Annotated in this window: 13 protein-coding genes; 9 read left to right on the top strand and 4 right to left on the bottom strand. The window is 69.0% G+C overall.

Annotation, left to right across the window (positions count from 1 at the left end; genetic code table 11):
* Positions 1 to 368: 368 nt before the first annotated feature.
* Complete coding sequence (locus C1H66_RS23090; protein ID WP_205738713.1) at positions 369 to 3,005, bottom strand: hypothetical protein; 2,637 nt, start codon at positions 3,003 to 3,005, stop codon at positions 369 to 371.
* A 4-nt stretch (positions 3,006 to 3,009) separates the two neighbouring features.
* On the bottom strand, positions 3,010 to 4,281 hold the full coding sequence (locus C1H66_RS20625) for a hypothetical protein (RefSeq protein WP_102629752.1): 1,272 nt from the start codon (positions 4,279 to 4,281) through the stop codon (positions 3,010 to 3,012).
* A 287-nt stretch (positions 4,282 to 4,568) separates the two neighbouring features.
* Here C1H66_RS20625 and C1H66_RS20620 point away from each other — a divergent pair, with 287 nt between their 5' ends.
* The 5 genes from C1H66_RS20620 (at position 4,569) to C1H66_RS20600 (ending at position 10,872) form a co-directional block, all read left to right on the top strand.
* Positions 4,569 to 7,580, top strand: coding sequence for a peroxidase family protein (locus C1H66_RS20620; protein WP_102629751.1), 3,012 nt, complete (start codon positions 4,569 to 4,571; stop codon positions 7,578 to 7,580).
* Positions 7,564 to 8,661: a catalase family protein gene (locus C1H66_RS20615; protein WP_146010751.1), complete on the top strand. Its 1,098-nt coding sequence runs from the start codon at positions 7,564 to 7,566 to the stop codon at positions 8,659 to 8,661. The genes C1H66_RS20620 and C1H66_RS20615 overlap by 17 nt, the downstream gene beginning before the upstream one ends.
* A 20-nt stretch (positions 8,662 to 8,681) precedes the next feature.
* Positions 8,682 to 9,131 (top strand): hypothetical protein, encoded by a 450-nt coding sequence (locus C1H66_RS20610; RefSeq protein ID WP_102629749.1) that lies wholly within the window; start codon positions 8,682 to 8,684, stop codon positions 9,129 to 9,131.
* A 98-nt stretch (positions 9,132 to 9,229) separates the two neighbouring features.
* Positions 9,230 to 9,460: a hypothetical protein gene (locus tag C1H66_RS20605; RefSeq protein ID WP_102629748.1), complete on the top strand. Its 231-nt coding sequence runs from the start codon at positions 9,230 to 9,232 to the stop codon at positions 9,458 to 9,460.
* Positions 9,457 to 10,872: a patatin-like phospholipase family protein gene (locus C1H66_RS20600; RefSeq protein WP_102629747.1), complete on the top strand. Its 1,416-nt coding sequence runs from the start codon at positions 9,457 to 9,459 to the stop codon at positions 10,870 to 10,872. The genes C1H66_RS20605 and C1H66_RS20600 overlap by 4 nt, the downstream gene beginning before the upstream one ends.
* Here the strand turns inward: C1H66_RS20600 and C1H66_RS20595 are convergent.
* Both C1H66_RS20595 and C1H66_RS20590 read right to left on the bottom strand, forming a co-directional pair.
* Entirely contained in the window at positions 10,836 to 11,693 is an 858-nt protein-coding gene (locus C1H66_RS20595) for a hypothetical protein (RefSeq protein ID WP_102629746.1), read from the bottom strand. The two genes, C1H66_RS20600 and C1H66_RS20595, sit on opposite strands and share 37 nt — an antisense overlap.
* A gap of 128 nt (positions 11,694 to 11,821) precedes the next feature.
* On the bottom strand, positions 11,822 to 12,559 hold the full coding sequence (locus C1H66_RS20590; protein ID WP_102629745.1) for a TetR/AcrR family transcriptional regulator: 738 nt from the start codon (positions 12,557 to 12,559) through the stop codon (positions 11,822 to 11,824).
* A gap of 112 nt (positions 12,560 to 12,671) precedes the next feature.
* Between C1H66_RS20590 and C1H66_RS20585 the strand changes: the two genes are divergently transcribed.
* The 4 genes from C1H66_RS20585 (at position 12,672) to C1H66_RS20570 (ending at position 16,732) form a co-directional block, all read left to right on the top strand.
* Positions 12,672 to 13,376 carry a VOC family protein gene (locus C1H66_RS20585; RefSeq protein WP_205738712.1) on the top strand — a complete coding sequence of 235 codons (705 nt, stop codon included), beginning with the start codon at positions 12,672 to 12,674 and terminating at the stop codon, positions 13,374 to 13,376.
* Complete coding sequence (locus C1H66_RS23085; RefSeq protein ID WP_102629744.1) at positions 13,373 to 13,633, top strand: hypothetical protein; 261 nt, start codon at positions 13,373 to 13,375, stop codon at positions 13,631 to 13,633. The genes C1H66_RS20585 and C1H66_RS23085 overlap by 4 nt, the downstream gene beginning before the upstream one ends.
* Before the next feature lie 153 nt (positions 13,634 to 13,786).
* A complete protein-coding gene (locus C1H66_RS20575; protein WP_102629743.1) occupies positions 13,787 to 15,031 on the top strand; it encodes an alpha/beta fold hydrolase in 1,245 nt (414 codons plus the stop codon).
* 21 nt (positions 15,032 to 15,052) lie between these two features.
* The gene (locus tag C1H66_RS20570) at positions 15,053 to 16,732 is read left to right on the top strand and encodes an AMP-binding protein (protein ID WP_102629742.1); all 1,680 of its coding nucleotides are present in this window, start codon (positions 15,053 to 15,055) and stop codon (positions 16,730 to 16,732) included.
* The last annotated feature ends 47 nt before the right edge of the window (positions 16,733 to 16,779 follow it).

The raw sequence follows: 16,779 nt of genomic DNA, 5'->3' as shown, positions 1-16,779 counted from the left end.
AGTGGCTTGATTGGTGATCAGTGAGCCGGCACAAATACCGTGGGATACGTGCCGGTAGCATGTTGCGGGACGGCCGCGTCGGGGTGCCTGCGGCGCCGATCGCCCGGCGGAGCCTGGCTCCCAGAGAAACCGGTGCCTTGCCAATCGAGGGCGAAATTTTCGACCAGGCACGCTACCGCCCAGGGGTGCCGCTCACCAGCCCCCTCCCCTGTTGGCGGTCGCAGGCCGCCGGCGTCTCCAACGGGGTAACATTAGAATCCGATTGGAAACATTCATTTACAACAAGCTTACTAAAGGATGCTTCGGCATGCGTAGCCGAATCTTGAGAAAAAAGTCGTAGGGGGCTGGCACCTTCGGCTGAGCGCCGCTCAGGGCTCGAAGTGCTGCTCGCCGTTGATGCGCTGGCGCACCCGCGAGGTCTCGTAGTAGATCAGCTTGCGGGCGCGGTTCTGGTTGCCCAGGGGGCGGTGCTCGGGCAGGGCGTGCCAGGGGTTGATGGTCAGCTCGCGGGCCAGGCGGTCGCGCTCCGGGGTGTCGAATGCCTGGCGGGGGATGCGCAGGCGGGCCACGGGGATTTCCGGCGAGGTCCAGATCACCGAGGCGTCCTCGATGGGCATGGTCACCGGGTCTTCCTGGAACTGGATGCGCAGCTCGAACACCACCTCGTCGACCTCGCCCAGGGTGCGCACCATGGCCCGGCGCAGGTAGTCGTCCGGGGCCGGCAGCGGCACCTGCGAGCGGCGCTCGAGCAGCGGCACGAAGCGGTACTTGATCGCCCTGCCCTTGCCGAACAGGTAGGGCACGCAGCTCCAGTAGTTCGCCTCGAAGGGGCTGCCGTGGGCCTTGGCGTAGAGCGCCTGGAGCAGCATGTCGAGGTAGTGGGAGTCGAAGGGGTTGAGGAAGTACCAGATCGGCAGGCCGGCGCCGATCAGCCGCTGCAGCTTGGCGTTCTCGTAGACGTCGGGGGTGGTGAAGGTCGGCGCGCTGATGCCCGAGAAGTCCTGGGTGTGGGCCTCGTCGTCGAGCAGCGTCTCGCCGGGCACGCCGAGCACCTTGACGCCGAGGCTGAGCACGCCGTTGTTGCGGATGTCCGGGGTCACCCGCGGCCCCGGGCCGCCGAAGCGCACCCAGGCCTCGTAGCGGCGCGGTTCGGCGAACAGCCCGCAGCGCAGCTCGTCGGGCAGCTCCAGCACCTCGAACTCGGCGGCGAGCAGGCCGTAGGTCTTGGTGTTGCCGGCGCGCTCGGCGGTGCCCTGGCGGTAGGTGCGCAGCAGGAAGTCGCTCATCTGCTCGGTGATGCGCCGGGTCACCTCCCCCTCGCCGGCCAGGCGGCGCTCCTCGGCGATGGCTAAGTCGGCGTCGATGGCGTACTTGCGCCGGCGCCTCAGGATCCACCCCTGCAAGGCGTCGGTGGCCGGTTGCTGGAGCAGCCGGTCGACGCCGTTGCGCAGCCGGGTGGCGCGCCGCGACAGCGAGACGCCGGTCTCCAGGGCGCGGTTGAGCGTGCGCCCGGTGCGCAGCCACCAGGTATCCGGCAGCAGGATGGCCGGCGCGGCCGGGGCGCTGATCTCGGAGGTCAGCCGCCGCGGCGGCGCAGCCAGGTAGCGCAGCGCGCGCAGGCCAGGCACGAAGAAGTAGGCGCCACCATGCACCCGCACGAAGCGCGGCAGGTCGTGATGGCGGCGGCGCACCGGCTCGCCCGGCACGGTGAAGGTAGCCCGCCCCTCGCCCCGGGCGCCGACCAGCGGGTCGGTGTCGGCGTGCAGGCCGGCGAAGTTGGGGTTGTCGATCCAGGTCTGCTGGACGAACTCGAACTGGCGGCTGATATCGGCGTTCAGGCACAGGAAGTGCAGGCCGCGCTCGATGCCATCGTCGTCGGCGGCGAGCAGGTCGTCCGGGGCCAGGCTCTCCGCCAGCGGCGGCCCGTAGGCGCGTCCGCGCCGCAGCAGGCGGTGGCGGCGGTTGATCGCCAGGGAGTCCTCGGTGCCGGGCTTGGGCGGCAGCATGTCGCGGGGGTTGGTGCGCCGGATATGCGCGCCCAGGGGGCACTTGAGCCCGTCGGCGTCCTCGTGGTGGTAGCCGAAATCGTTGTCGGTGCCCTCGCCCGCCGGGCGCTGGGGCGCCTTGACCAGCGGCTCGCCGTCGGGCCAGCGGCCGACCATCCTGGCCGCCAGCGCCAGCCGCGCCTCGCGGTCGGGCGTGGCGGCATAGAGCCAGGACCAGAAGCGGTGCACGTCCTGGCCGAGCTGGCGGAACACCAGGTAGCTGCCGTTGCGCCCCAGGTCGTGCAGGTCGCTGTCCTCGGCCACCTCCGGCAGCAGGTTGTCAGGGTCCTCGATGGGGTCGACCAGCGGGCGCATGGTGAGCTGGTCGCGGGCGTTGGGGTAGCCGAGGATGAACTCCCCCGGGGCGACCAACTGCCGCGGGTCGTCGCTCGTGCTGACCCCGGCCAGCTTGGGCTGGGAGATGCCGTCGCGGAAGCCGAAATGCTCGCGGCCGTCGGCCAGCGGCTGGCTCTCCAGCGCCGCGACCACCTCGATGCCGGCCGCAGCCAGGGCCTGGCGCTGGTCGGCCAGCAGGCCGTCGAGGGCCTCGGGGGTGGCGGCGTAGCCCATCAGCACGGCATGGATCGTCGCCCTCGCCGGCCCGCCCCACTGCCAGCGCTCGGGGGCGCTGTCGCCCTCGTCGCCGAGAATGCGCCGCCGCCGGGGGGAACCGGCGATGCCCTCGCGGAACTCCCGGGAGAAGCCCTTGAGCGCCTGCCACGAAAGCTCCAGGTGCTCGAGGCCCGCCCAGGTGAAGGCCAGGTGCAGGCGCTGGCCACCCCCGGGGCGGCCCGCCGCGGCGCTCTCGATACCCGCCGCCACCTCGCCCACCCAGTCGCGGGCGCGCCCCGGCTCGCCGAAGGCCAGCATCAGGAAGCCGGCCTGGGGCAGCTCGCCGTAGCCGCTGAGCACGATGCCCTGGATATCGTCGAGGTCGAGAGGGGTATCGGATGCAGGCATGGCGTCAGAACCGTTGCAACCAGGCGCGGCACTGCGCCTCGCTCATGGAGCCGGAGAGCCCGGCGCGGATGGCCGCGTTGTTGGCCAGGTTGACCGCCGTCAGCCCGGCCAGCGCCGGCGCCCGGTACCACACCGCGGTGGGCACCTGGTGGTCGCGGTAGTAGGCCTTGAAGGCCTGCTCGTCGGAGGCGCCGCCGAACAGCAGCCAGCGGCTGCGCGGCCAGCCCTCGCCGTTACTGAACACCAGGTTGAGGCCGAAGGCGACGCGCTCGATGAAGTCGTCCTGGTAGCTCTCGGGGCTGCCGTCGAAGTTGCTGAAGAAGTACACCCGCCGGCCCTCGTCGATGATCACCCAGCGGGCGAAGTGGATGGTGTCGATCTCGGCGAGCTTGCCGCGGTAGAAGACCCGCGAGGCGGCGAGCTGCAGCAGCCACAGCGCAATGTGCAGCACCAGGCGCCGGAAGGGCCCCGCCTGGATATGGCCCACGGCGGAGAGCTGGTTGTGCACGCCGCGATCCTCGTCGGCCTCGAGCCGGCGGATATGGGTATCCCGCGGGCGGCGGTTGTGGGGGGCGTTGGCCATCTCGTGCAGGCGCAGCAGCAGCAGCGCCAGCAGGGTCAGCGGCAACAGCAGCACGGCCACCACCAGCCCGGCCAGGGCGATGGCGCCCAGCAGCAGCCAGCCCCCGAGCCAGCGCCAGCGATCGGGACCGGGGGCCGGGGTCAGCGCCTCGCGCAGGTCGTCACGCTCGCCGACGAAGCGGATCAACGCCCGGCGCACCGTCGCGGGGGTGCTGTCCTGCCAGTCGCCCGCGTCCAGGTGGCGCTGCAGGGCCTCGTGCAGGCGGGCCTCCAGGCTGATCTGGGCCAGGCTGCGGCCCAGCGTATTGACGTAGAAGGCGCCCACCCGCTGGCGGTGGTCGGCGAGATAGGCGCGAACCTGCGCCTCGGAGGCGTCGTCGGGAAAGTCACGGCAGTGGGAAAGCAACTCGCGCAGCCCCTCACCGCCCACCGCGACGAGCTCGTCCAGGTGGGCATCGAGGTCGCCGTCGACATTGGTGGTCAGCACCAGTTGGGGCGGGTAGCGGCGCCCGCCGCGGCGGTGGGCCTCGGGGAGCAGTACCAGCCGGGCGAAATGCACCCCTGCGAGGCGGGCGAAGGGCAAGACGGCGTTGCCGTCGGGGTCTTCGTGCAGGCGGTCGAGCAGGGCCCGCAGCGGGGCCTCGTGCCCGGGGCGCACGGTCATGACCAGGTTGAGGGCTGATTGGGTGATCATCGCTCCATCCTTAGACGCTGTCCGAGGACTGCCATCGCTCGCCGACTTTTCGAACTAGAGTCCGGGCCATGCCCGGAAACTGCCTGCGCCGGTGCCCCGGTCACCCACACCCCGGTCCCCCGCTCGTCCTATACCGGCATAACCCTTTCTTCCCGCAGTCTAGTCAGACTTCAACATGGCAGCGTAAGAAAAGCGTTGACTATACTTCCTGCGTCTCATCGCCGATCTAGACGGAATCGCCCCCGGAGCCCCGCTCCCCGGTGCGCTTCCCCAGGGAGGATTGCGGCATGTCACCTTCGCTTCCGGGCTCCCCCGCCGTGGGAACCCCTTCTCGCCCCTCGCCTCTCCGCCGCCATCGGCACGGCCTCGCCGCCACGGCCCTGCTGGCATGGCTGGCGGCCCCCGGCGCCGGGCTCGCCGCCGACGAGGCACTCGCGCTCCACCCCGAGGCCGACAAGCCCTCCTGGCTGGCCACCTGGTCATCGCTGCGCGCCTGCAAGCGCCTGGTGGCCGGCGGCCTGCGCGAGGTGCCCGACGACCGGGCCGACCGCTTCCTGGGCAAGGTGCAGGAGGACACCGCCCTGTGCCGGGGCGGCAAGCGCGCCGTGGAGGCCCTGGGCCGCGACACCCCCTGGGTCGACTGGCAGCACTACTGGGCCACCGGCGCCGGCGCCTCGCGCAACGCCAACTACGACGACGGCTGGCTGCGCCCCCTGGTCGGCGGGCTCAGCGAGCGGGTGCACCTCAACCCCAACGACCGCGGCATCGACGGCGCCCTGATCGACCTGGAGTACCAGCGGGTCGAGCTGATCAAGTTCAACCTCTTCGACAACGCCACCTACCGCGACTACGTGCAGGGCCGCGACGGCGCCCCGGGCAGCACCCTGACCCGCTGGGCTGCCATGCGCCTGCCGCCGGAGCACCCCGAGTACCAAGCCGTGGGCGGCGACGCCGAGCAGCTGTGCCGGGGCGAGCTGATCCGCCACCGCACCCTGACCGGCATCTGCAACGACCTGCGCAACCCCCTGATGGGCGCCACCGGTACCCTGTTCGCCCGCAACGTCGAGTTCGCGGAAACCTTCCCCGACGCGGGGCACACCGACCTGACCCGGGCCCGCCACGGCGACCGGCTCGGCCCGATGACCCCGGACCCCCAGCGCATCAGCCGGGAGCTGTTCACCCGCGAGCAGTCGCGGCCCGAGCTGTGCAACCAGGGCCGCGGGCTGCCCGGCCACGCGGCCGAGGCGCACTGCGACTATCACCAGGCGCCCTTCTTCAACGTGCTGGCGGCCTTCTGGATCCAGTTCATGACCCACGACTGGTTCTCGCACCTGAACGAGGGCGAGAACGATCGCACGGGCCTGCAATCGGCGGGCTGCCGCCTGCCCGACGACGCGGCCGCCGCCCTGGGCTGCCGCCCCGGTGACGCCTTCCAGCCCAGCCTGGTCGCCCAGGCCGATGCCCCCGAGGCCTTCGATCACCAGGGCAAGCAGTACCTGACACGGGCCCACCGCACCTTCAACAACCACGTCACCGCCTGGTGGGACGCCTCGCAGCTCTACGGCTACGACGAGGTCAGCGCCAGCCGCGTCAAGCGCGATCCCGAGGACCCGGCCCGCCTGCAACTGGTGGCGAACGACGGCCACGGCCCGGGTTACCTGCCGCGCTTCGGCCCCGGCTGCGACGTCGCCCCCGACGACGCGGCGTGCGAGCGCATCCACCCCGCCTGGGCCGGCCAGGAGGCCGCCGCCTTCCCCGACAACTGGACCGTCGGCATGGCCTTCTACCACAACGTCTTCGCCCGCGAGCACAACGCCTTCGTCGCGGCCTTCCGCGAGCAGGCCGCCGCCACCCCGGACGCCGACTCGGGGCTGCGCGACCCGGCCGAGCCGGCGCGGGTGATCCGCTACCGGGATGTGACCGACGACGAGTTGTTCGAGGCCGCACGCCTGGTGGTCGCGGCGATGATCGCCAAGATCCACACCATCGAGTGGACCCCCCAGCTGCTCTACGACGAGCCGCTCTACCGCGGCATGAACTCCAACTGGAGCGGGCTCTTCCACGAGCATGCGTTCATGGAGAGCGCCCTGTCGCGGGTGCTCGACCGGCTGCGCGCCTCCGACGACGAGCGCCACGCCAACGCCTGGTACTCGGTGCTGGCGGCCGGCCCGGGGATCTTCGGCCTGGGCAGCGAGCGCTACGCGGATGGCTCGCTGTTCGCGAAGCTGCGGGGGCGGCGCGATGACATCTGGTCGCTGGAGAACCCGGACCACGTCAACGGCGGCATCAACCACTTCGGCTCGCCGTTCAACTTCCCCGAGGAGTTCATCACCGTCTATCGCCTCCACCCGCTGGTGCCCGACCTGCTGGAGGTGCGCGACCTCGGCGCGCCGGATCGGATCCACAGCAAGGTGCCGGCGCTGGAGGGGTTCCGCGCCGGCGCCAGCGACCTGCTGCACGAGCACGGCCTCGCCGACTGGGCGCTGAGCATGGGGCGCCAGCGCCTGGGCCTGCTGACCCTGGGCAACCACGGCCAGTTCCTGCAGAACCTGGACATGCCGCACCTCGGCACCGACACCGGCAAGCTGGATATCGCCGCGCTGGACATCATTCGCGACCGCGAACGCGGCGTGCCGCGCTTCAACGAGTTCCGCCGCCAGTACGGCCTCAAGCAGCTGACCGGCTTCGACGACTTCATCGACGCCCGCCTGCCGGAAGACTCCGCCGAGCGCCGCCGCCAGGAGGCGCTGGTGGCGAAGATGCGCGAGGTCTACGGCCAGCACGTCTGCGATGCCGGCAAGGTCATCTCCCACGCCCAGCGCGACGCCGCGGGACACTACCCCGACGACTGCCTGGGCCACCCCGACGGCACCCTGGTCGACAACATCGAGGACGTCGACGCCGTGGTCGGCTGGCTCGCCGAGCCGGTGCGCCCCCACGGCTTCGCCATCTCCGAGACCCAGTTCGTGGTGTTCATCCTCAACGCCTCGCGCCGCCTGTTCAGCGACCGCTTCTTCACCTCGAGCTTCCGCCCCGAGTTCTACACCCAACTGGGCCACGACTGGGTGATGCACAACGGCCCCGACGGCGTGGTGATGGAGACGGCCACCAGCAACGGCCACCGCCAGCCGGTCTCGCCGATGAAGCGGGTGCTGCAGCGCACGGTGCCGGAACTCGCCGCTGAGCTCGACCCGGTGGTCAACGTCTTCGACCCCTGGGCGCGGGCGCGCGGCGACTACTATTCGCTGGAGTGGACGCCCCGCCCGGGGGCCGAGAACGATGATGCCTTCGCCCGGTAAGCACGCCGTCGGCACGCTGGCCCTGGCACTGTCCATGGGGCTGGGGCTGGTCGCCGGCTGCAGCGACGACCCCGAGCTCGCCCTGGGCGAGGAGCGCATCGCCCCCGACGAGGCGACCCTCGAGCGGGCCATGACGGTGCGGATCCTCGAGATCGGCCAGCGCCACCGGGCGGCGGGCACGCCCATTCCGCGCTTCAACCAGCCCAAGACGGTGGCCTGCGCCCGCGCCACCTTCGAGGTCCCGCCCCACACCGGCGAGCTGGCCCGCGGGCTGTTCGCCGAGCCCGGCGAGTACGCGGCCCTGCTGCGCTTCGCCAATGCCACCCAGCAGGACGACCGCGTGAAGGACCTGCGCGGCCTGTCGGTGCGGCTCTTCGGTGTGGCGGGCGCCGAGGGCGTCGACGGCTCGCGCGGCCACCAGGACTTCCTGTTCAACAGCCACCCGGCGCTGTTCGCCGGCACCCCCGAGGACTTCCAGCGCTTCGTCTCGGCGGTGGCCGACGACCGCCTGTGGTGGTACTTCCTCAACCCCCTGGCCCCGCAGCCGAAGTCGCTGTGGATCGCGCTGCGCGCCCGCAGCCGGCCCGACAGCCCCCTCGCCATCGGCTACTACAGCACCACCCCCTACCGCTACGGCGACGACGAGACCTCGGCGGTGAAGTATGCCGTGCGCCCCTGTGACGGCGAGGCGGCGCCGAACGGCGATGGCGCGGACGGCGACGACCCCGACTACCTGCGCAACGCCATGGCCGCGCAGCTGGGCGGGGGCGAGGCCTGCCTGACCTTCATGGTGCAGTTCCAGACCGACCCGGAAGCGATGCCCATCGAGGACGCCTCGGTGGCCTGGGACGAGGACGCCTCGCCCTTCCGGCCGGTGGCGCGGCTCAGCCTGCCGCGCCAGGAGATCGACACCCCGGATGCCCTCGCGCGCTGCGAGTCGCTGGTCTTCAACCCCTGGAACACCCACCCGGCCCACCGCCCCCTGGGCGGCATCAACCGCATGCGGCGCGACCTCTACCAGGCCGCGGGCGAGCTGCGTACCACCCACAACGCCACGCTCTCGGTCGACGAGACGCCCTGACGGACAGAGGAGACCCCGCGATGAGCACCACCGTGCAGCAATGGCTGGACATGCCCCGGGACCAGCTCGACGAGCTCTACCGGCGGGCCGAGCCGGGCGCGATCCCCAACGGCGATACCCGCGGCACGCCCATCGTCACCGGCAGCGCCCTCGCCCGGGCCTACGCCCACTTCGCCCGCCTGTTCGCCTGGCAGGGCAAGGTGTTCGACATGTTCGCCGAGGACGGCTCGGCCGGGGTGCTGGTCAACAAGGTCACCCCGCTGAGCCTCTCCTTCGTGGTCGCCAAGGTCTATCGGGCGCCGAGCTGGATGGACGACCGCGAGACCATCGTCATCGACTACTCGAGCACCTCCTTCTTCTTCCGGGCCGTGCGCGACGAGATCCGCGAGGTCGAGCCGGGGGTCTACCTGGGCAAGGTGTGGCTGGGCAGGACCCGCATCCTGGACTTCGCCCTGGAGTACAAGGCCTAGGCATTGTCCGAAAACTGTCTGCGCTCGCCGACTTTTCAGACAGTGCCCTGCAGCGCAGCAACTGCCGGACACCATCTGCCCCGGCAGGGAGGGACGCCATGGACCAGTACCTCAAGGTCGTATTTCCCACCCGGCGGCTCGTCTGGATCGACGGCGTGGCGGCGGCCTGGACGAATCGGGTGTTCCAGGTCGAGACGGGCCATCACATCGTGACCCTGGGGCCCTCGATGAAGAACTTCGAGCCCGACCACTTCGACCTCCACGTGACCGGCACGCTGCCCACGGCCCCCTTGATCATCGAATTCACCCGCAGGGACACGGACGCATGAGACACACCGCCCTCGCCTGGATGCTGGTGGCGGCCATGCCGCTGATGTCGCTCGGGGGCTGCGCCTCCTTCCCGGAGACCCCCAAGCTCGAGCGTGTCGATGCCGCGTCGGGCTATCGCTACGCCAACCTGGAGGACGCCGGCAGCGGCGAGGACCTGTTCGTGATCCTGACCTTCTCCGGCGGCGGCACCCGTGCCGCGGCGCTCTCCTACGGCGTGCTGGAAACGTTGCGGGATTCCTGGGTCGAGATCGACGGCGAGCGCCGCAACCTGCTGCAGGAGGTCGACGTCATCTCCTCGGTGTCCGGGGGCAGCTTCACGTCGGCCTATTACGCCCTGCAGGGGGATGAGATCTTCGAACCCGGTGGCCGCTTCCAGGCGAACTTCCTCTACAAGAACGTCGAGGCCAGGCTGAAAGGCCAGCTGTTCAACCCCTACAACTGGGCGCGATTGCTCTCGCCGACCTTCGGCCGCATCGACATCGCCGACGAGGTCTACCAGGACCTGCTGTTCGACGACGCCGACTTCGGCGACCTGGCCGCGCGTGGCCGCAAGCCCTTCCTGTTGATCAACGCCACCGACATGGCCAAGGGCGCGACCTTCACCTTCATCCAGTCCCAGTTCGACCCCCTGTGCGCCGACCTGAACGGCGTGACCCTCTCCCGCGCCGTGGCGGCGTCGTCGAACTTCCCGATCGCCTTCACGCCCCTGACCCTGAACAGCTATCCCGGCCGGTGCGACTACCGGGAGCCGACCTGGGTCTCGAGCGGATTGCGGGATCTCGATTCGAATCCACGGCGCTACTACCGGGCACGCAGCCTGAGGACCTACCAGGCGCCCGAACGGCGCTACGTGCATCTCCTGGACGGCGGTGTCTCGGACAATATCGGCCTGCGCTTGCCCTTGACCGCCCTGCGCTCGAGCGACCTGCCCTGGAGCGTGCTGACCAGGATGAACCTGGAGCAGATCGACAAGCTCGTCGTCATCGTCGTCGATGCCAAGACCCAGCAGGCGCCGGACTTCGACACCTCGCCCCGGGCGCCAGGGCTGACCAAGGTGGTGAGCACCATCTCGACGACGCCGATGGTCAACTACTCCTTCGATACGGTCGAGCTGCTCAGGCAGGCCATGAGGACCCGGGCCGACGCCCAGCGCGCGTCGCGGGAACAGGCGCCCCCCGGGGAGGCGATGCACCAGGTCGAGCTGTACCGCATCTATGTCGGCTTCGACCAACTGGAGGATGAAACGGAACGGAAGCGTTACCTGAGCCTGCCGACGACCTTCGACCTGCCCGCCGAGCAGGTGGATGACCTTCGCCGGATCGGCGGCGTCCTGCTGGAGCGCTCGCCCTGCTTTCAGTCGTTGGTCACCGGGCGTTACGACGAGATGGCCTGCGTGCACGGTGGGTCCTGACCCGCCCGGGGGTCGCCCGGCAGGTAGTGACCGGTCGCGGTGCGATAGGCCCCGGAGGTGTTGTCACCGGGGATGCCGTCGACCTTCAGGAAGATGCCGGGGAAGGTGTTCAGCCAGCGCTGCAGGTGTTCGGCCCGCTCGGCATCGGCCGTGCGGCGGGTGGTGTGGCGCGGCACCAGCGGTTCGCGTGCGGCGGGCTCGGCATCCGTGGCGGCGTAGAGGGTGACGCGGGGCCGGTCGGTAAAATCCACCAGCCCCTTCTCGGCCAGGCGCCGCAGCACCACCGCCGCGCCGCACTGCTTCGACACCGCGGTTTCGGACCAGCGACCGTCGGCCACGTAGCGTCCGCTGTGGTAGTGCTCGGAGAAGCTCCAGAGATAGGGCGACAGAACATGCGGGTGGTAGCGGCGATATCCCCAGCCGTTGTAACGCTCGAGCTGGAAGAGCAGGCCCGCCAGGCTCCAGTCGGTGCGCTCGCCCAGCTGCTTGAGCGCCATGGCGTCGGCGGCGCTCTCCTCCCAGGTGAAGGGCGGTGAGCCCTGCTTCGGCCGCCCGGCGGGCACCTGGACGGTGCGGGCGGTGAGCGGGTCGCCGTTGTGCAGGTGGCAGGAGAAATTGCCCCCGGACTCCATGTTGTGGACCAGGGCGACGAAGCTCCAGGGCACGCCCCGGCGCGCCGTCACGGTGTCGTAGCGGGCGCGGTGCTGGACCAGCTTGTCGATGGTGCGCTCGACCTCGGCCATGCGCTCGGGGCGAATGCGGCAGCTCTCGAACAGCTGCTCATACTCGCGGCGCAGGCCAGCGTTCAGGGTGATCGCCATGGGACCTCCCGAAGCGGGCCCCCTGTCCGACACATCGCAAGCCCGGAGCCCCGGGGCTTAATGGATCAGCGCTTCATGGTTCAGAATAGCCTACCCCGCGAGGAGGGACCCTCGAGGATAGGCATTCCTCATTCCTCCTGCCGCCGGGCGGCGGCGAAGCGATCCAGCAGCGCCTCCAGTCCGAACTCGAAGGCATCGTCCGCCCGGATGCGGGAAAAGGCCTTCAGGGCGAAATCGAGGCCGGGCATCGTCCCTGTGGGGAAGGTGCCCGCCTGCTTCAGCAGGAAGCGCTCATGCTCCGCCGGCTCCAGATGCGCCACGTGGGAGTTGGCGGCGGCCAGGCAATGCAGGGCGAGCACATGGTAGAACATCGCGCTCTGCTCGGCGTCGAAGCCCGCTTCCCGGAACATGCCGAAGGCGTGATCCAGGTAGGCCGCCCCGTAGTCGGTCTCCCCTGAGCGCACCTTCTGGAATACCCGGAACTTGGCCTTCGTCTGGATATACTCCGCCGCCCCGCGATGATCGCGCTCGCAGGCCATCAGGATGCAGGCGAACCGGCGTAGACGATCCCGCCAGGGCAGGTCCTCGGGGATCGCTCTCAGCCGCGCCAGTAACTGCTTGTAGAAGCGGTTGAGGATCGCGGAGGTCAGATCGTCCTTGGTGCCGATGTGGTAGTGCAGGGCACCGGGAACCACCCCCAGCGTCTTGGCAAGCCTGACGAAGGAGACGTCTTCGAGGGGCTCGCTCCGCGCCAGCTCGTAGGCCAGTTCGATCACCGCCTCCCGGCTGACGACTCCCTCCCCGGTGCCACCGTCCAGCCGCGGCCGCCCGCGGCCTCGCCGCTGCTTTTTCTCTGTCTGTTCCATGCCTTAAAATTGCCACACTATCAAATCAGCTTGCAAGCGTCTTTTTATTGATATAGCATCAATAATTGAGCAGCACCCCTCTGACAGCTAAGATTCGAAAGGAGCGACTGCAATGACCGAGAAGCTTGGAACGCGTGACGACGCCTCCTCGGCGAAGAGCTTCAACGAGGCGATGGGCATCGGCACGGGCGATCTCACCGGCGTGAAGCATGCCGCGGAGGATGGCATCCGGCTGGCCCTGCACGGCGTCGACCACACCGCCCGCCCGACCTGGAAATTGAACGAGACGGTGGAGTTCTACCGCGATGTGCTCGGCCTGCCGCTGGTGCATGCGATCACGGCGCGCGGCTGGGGCCCTCCGGGCCACCACGACTTCCTGCACTTCTTCTTCGACGCGGGGAAAGGTGCCACCATCGCCTTCTTCTACTATATCGGCAGCGAGCGCCCCGAGAAGTACGCCCCCGAGGAGCATCACTTCTACTTCGCCACCCATACCGCCTGGGCCGTGGACAGCGAGGAAGAGCTGGTCACGTGGAAGGAGACGCTGGAGAAGCGCGGCATCCAGGTCTCGCCCTATACCCGGCACGAGATCCTGGAGTCGATCTATTTCACCGACCCGAACGGCTATCCGGTGGAAATCACCCGCCGCCTCCGCGACATCGAGTCGATCGACGAGGTGGACGCCCGCCTGACCCTGCAGGCCGCGATGGACGTGGAGTCCGAGGCGCGCGCCGCGGGTCGGCTGATGGAGGACATCGATGCCGTCTGGCGCCGCAAGGCGAAACTGGTCGACGCCTACAAGGAGGACGCCCAATGATCGAGGTACATGTCATCGATGTTCCGGAGTTCCGGCCGATGGTCGACACCATGCGCGGCCAGCCCGCCGTGACCATCACCGGTCCCGTGAAGGGCTACTGGACGATCTCCGCACCGGACGAACTGACCTTCGACCGCAGGGCGATGAAGATGAAGCCCGCGGTCTGGTACGGCATCTTCACCGGCGGTCTCAACGGCGAGATCGCCCACTGGGGGCGCGACGAGGTGCGCATCGTAGGGACCAGCCGGCCGCTCTGACCCGTCCCGCCGCGCTAGTAATTGTTAACAGCTCGTGGGGCATGAGAAGCCCTCCAGAGACACTCCCCTGTACAGGGGTCATCTTCTGGCCATTTATTGATTGGGTATCAATATGAGACTACTCTCGAAGAGAACAAGTACAAGGAGGCCACGATGCCATCGGTAGACTTCACGCCACTGGCCGGACTGCGGGGCGCGCAGTGGGACCCGGCGCGGCTGCCGGCCGACATGATCGCCTCGGTCCACACCCTCACGACCGTCGACGGTGCCAACGTCACCGGCTATCTCTATCGTCGCGGTGATGAGAAGGCCGTCTGCTGCCTGATGCATCCACGAGAGATCCTGGCTACCCACTACCTCGTTCCGGAGCTGCTCGAAGCCGGCGCCGCGGTATGGGTCCAGGGCTCCCGCAACCCGGGCAACGACCTGCGGCTCGAGCACGAGCTGGCACTGCTGGACGTGGATGCCGGGACGACCTTCCTGAAGGAGCGTGGCTTTGATCAGCTCGTGCTCGTCGGCAACTCGGGCGGCGGCGGGCTCTATGCCTACTACACCGAGCAAGCCAATCTGCCCCCGGCACAGCGTGAGACACGCACGCCTGCCGGGCGACCGGTAAAGCTCGCCGAGGCCTCGATGGCAAGGCCCGATCTGCTGGTGCTGGTGGCCCCGCACCCCGGCCAGGGCATGCTGCTCATGAACTCGTTGGATCCCTCCGTCACCGATGAGCGTGATCCGCTCTCCCTGGATCCCACCCTCTTCCCCTTCGCCACCAGGAACGGCTTCTCCCGCGATGGGGCGAACTATTCCCCCGAGTTCATCGATCGCTATCGGGCGGCCCAGCGAGCCCGTGTCGCCCGGATCGATGGGATCGCCCGGGAGCTGGTCAGCCGGCGCATGGAGGCACGCCGGCGGGTGAAGGCCGGCGAGGCCTCCGACCAGGAGCGGTTGATGGCGGGCTGGCAACACATCTTCGAGGTACCGCGCACGGATGCCGATCTTCGCAACTGGGATCTCTCGCTCGACCCGACCGACCGCACGCTCGGATCGCTCTGGGGTCGCGACCCCTTCAAGACCAACATGAACGGGGTCGGCTTCGGCAAGGTCTGCACGCCGGAGAGCTGGCTCTCGACCTGGTCGGGGCTCTCCTCGAAGGCTGGCATGCTGCGCTGCGCACCGGTGATCGACCAGCCGACCCTCGTCGTGCGCTACACCGCGGATGCCTGCGTCTTCCCCGGGGAGATCGCCGCGATCTTCGACGCCCTCGGCACCCCGGACAAGAACCAGGTATCGATCCGCGGCACTCACCACGGCCAGCCCCTCGCGGCTGGCGAGCCCAGTGGCCAGACCCTCGCCGGCGAGGCGATCCGCGGCTGGCTGAACGGCCGGCTCGTCATCTGAGTCGCCCCGGAGGAAGAGATCATGACCTACCAACCGCAATACCCCATCGCCGGTGTCGTCTATCCGCCCGCCGCCGACATCGAGCGCTGGCACGAGGCCGGAGCCCTCACTGCCGAGACACTGGCCGACGGCTTCCGCGCCACGGCCCGGCGGCATGCCGAGCGGCCCGCCATCCTCTGGCTAGACGGCCAGTACCGCTACGCCGAGCTGGATGCGATGACCGACAGGGTCGCGCACGGGCTCCTGACACTCGGGCTGAAGCCGCTCGACCGAGTGATCTTTCAGCTCACCAACAAGCCGGAGACGCTCATTGTCTTCCTCGCCTGCTGGAAGGCCGGGATCATTCCGATCTGCACCCTGGCCGCCCACCGCGAGGCGGAGATCGGCTATCTCGCGGCGTTCGGTGGCGCCAAGGCCCACTTCATCGAGAGCGACGAGACCAGGTTCGACTTCCATGCCTTCGCCAGGAAGATGCAGGGCGAGGTGCCCGGGCTCGAGCTGATCGTCTCGACCCGCGGCACCCCCAGGGAAGGCGCCGTCGACCTGGCCGCGCTGATGGCGAGCGACCCGGACGAGGCGCGCGCAGCCCTCGAGGCCGTGCCCCAGGATCCCTGGCAGGTCGCCGCCTTTCAGCTCTCGGGCGGCACGACCGGGGTGCCCAAGATCATCCCGCGGATACATGCGGAATACCTCTACAACATGCGCCAGGTCTGGACCTTCAAGGGCTGGAACACGTCAGACCGGCTGTTCATCCCGATGCCCTTTGCGCACAACCTCAACATGGGCTGCGGCTGGGGGCCCTTCCTCATGAACGGCGGCACGGTCATCGCCACGCCTCGGGTCGACCAGGAGGCGATGCGCGAGGTGCACAACGTCCTGCGGCCCACGATCATGGGCGCCGCCAAGCCGATCATCATGCGCATGAAGGCGGAGATCGCCCAGGGGCACCTCCCCACGGAGACCCTGCGCGAGATCTTCTCTACCGACGCCGCCGAGATCGTCACCCGCACGATGGGGGTGGAGGGTCATCACATCTTCGGGATGACCGAGGGCACCATCATGTTTACCCGACGAGGCGACAGCGAAACGATTCGCTTCGGCACCTGCGGGCGCCCGATATCGGAGCACGACGAAGTCAGGCTGCTCGAGCCCGGTACCGAGGACGAGGTCGCCGAGGGCCAGATCGGTGAGCTGGCCGTGCGCGGTCCCTACACGATCCGTGGTTATTACCATGCCCCGGAGCGCAATGCGGAGGCCTTCACCCGCGACGGCTTCTACCGCTCCGGCGATCTGATGCGGCGGCATCGGATCGATGGCCAGGACTACTACTCCTTCGAAGGCCGCATCAAGGACGTGGTGGACCGTGCCGGCGAGAAAGTGAACTGCGAAGAAGTCGAGCGCGCCGTCATGGCCCACCCTGCCTTCACCGACGTGGCGGTAGTGGGCATGCCCTCGCCCACCCACGGGGAGCGCATCTGCCTCTACGCCGTGGCGGAACCCGGCGAGACCCCGCCCAGCGTCGAGGAACTCGGTGCCTTTCTCAAGCAAGCGGGCCTTGCAGTCTTCAAATGGCCCGAACGCATCGAGCTGATCGACGCGCTGCCCCTGACCAAGGTCGGCAAGCTCGACAAGGCCATCCTGCGCCAGCGCATCGAAACGACTTTGAATGCCGAGGACGCCGCGGCACCCGAGAACACCTGACCCCCGAGTCGATGTAAACGGCTCAAGCATTGCCAAAAATTGACGAG

The organism is Halomonas heilongjiangensis (genome assembly GCF_002879645.1).
GTDB lineage: Bacteria > Pseudomonadota > Gammaproteobacteria > Pseudomonadales > Halomonadaceae > Halomonas > Halomonas heilongjiangensis.
Note: the sequence above shows the minus strand (reverse complement) of the source record. Positions and strands in the feature narration are given on the sequence as shown.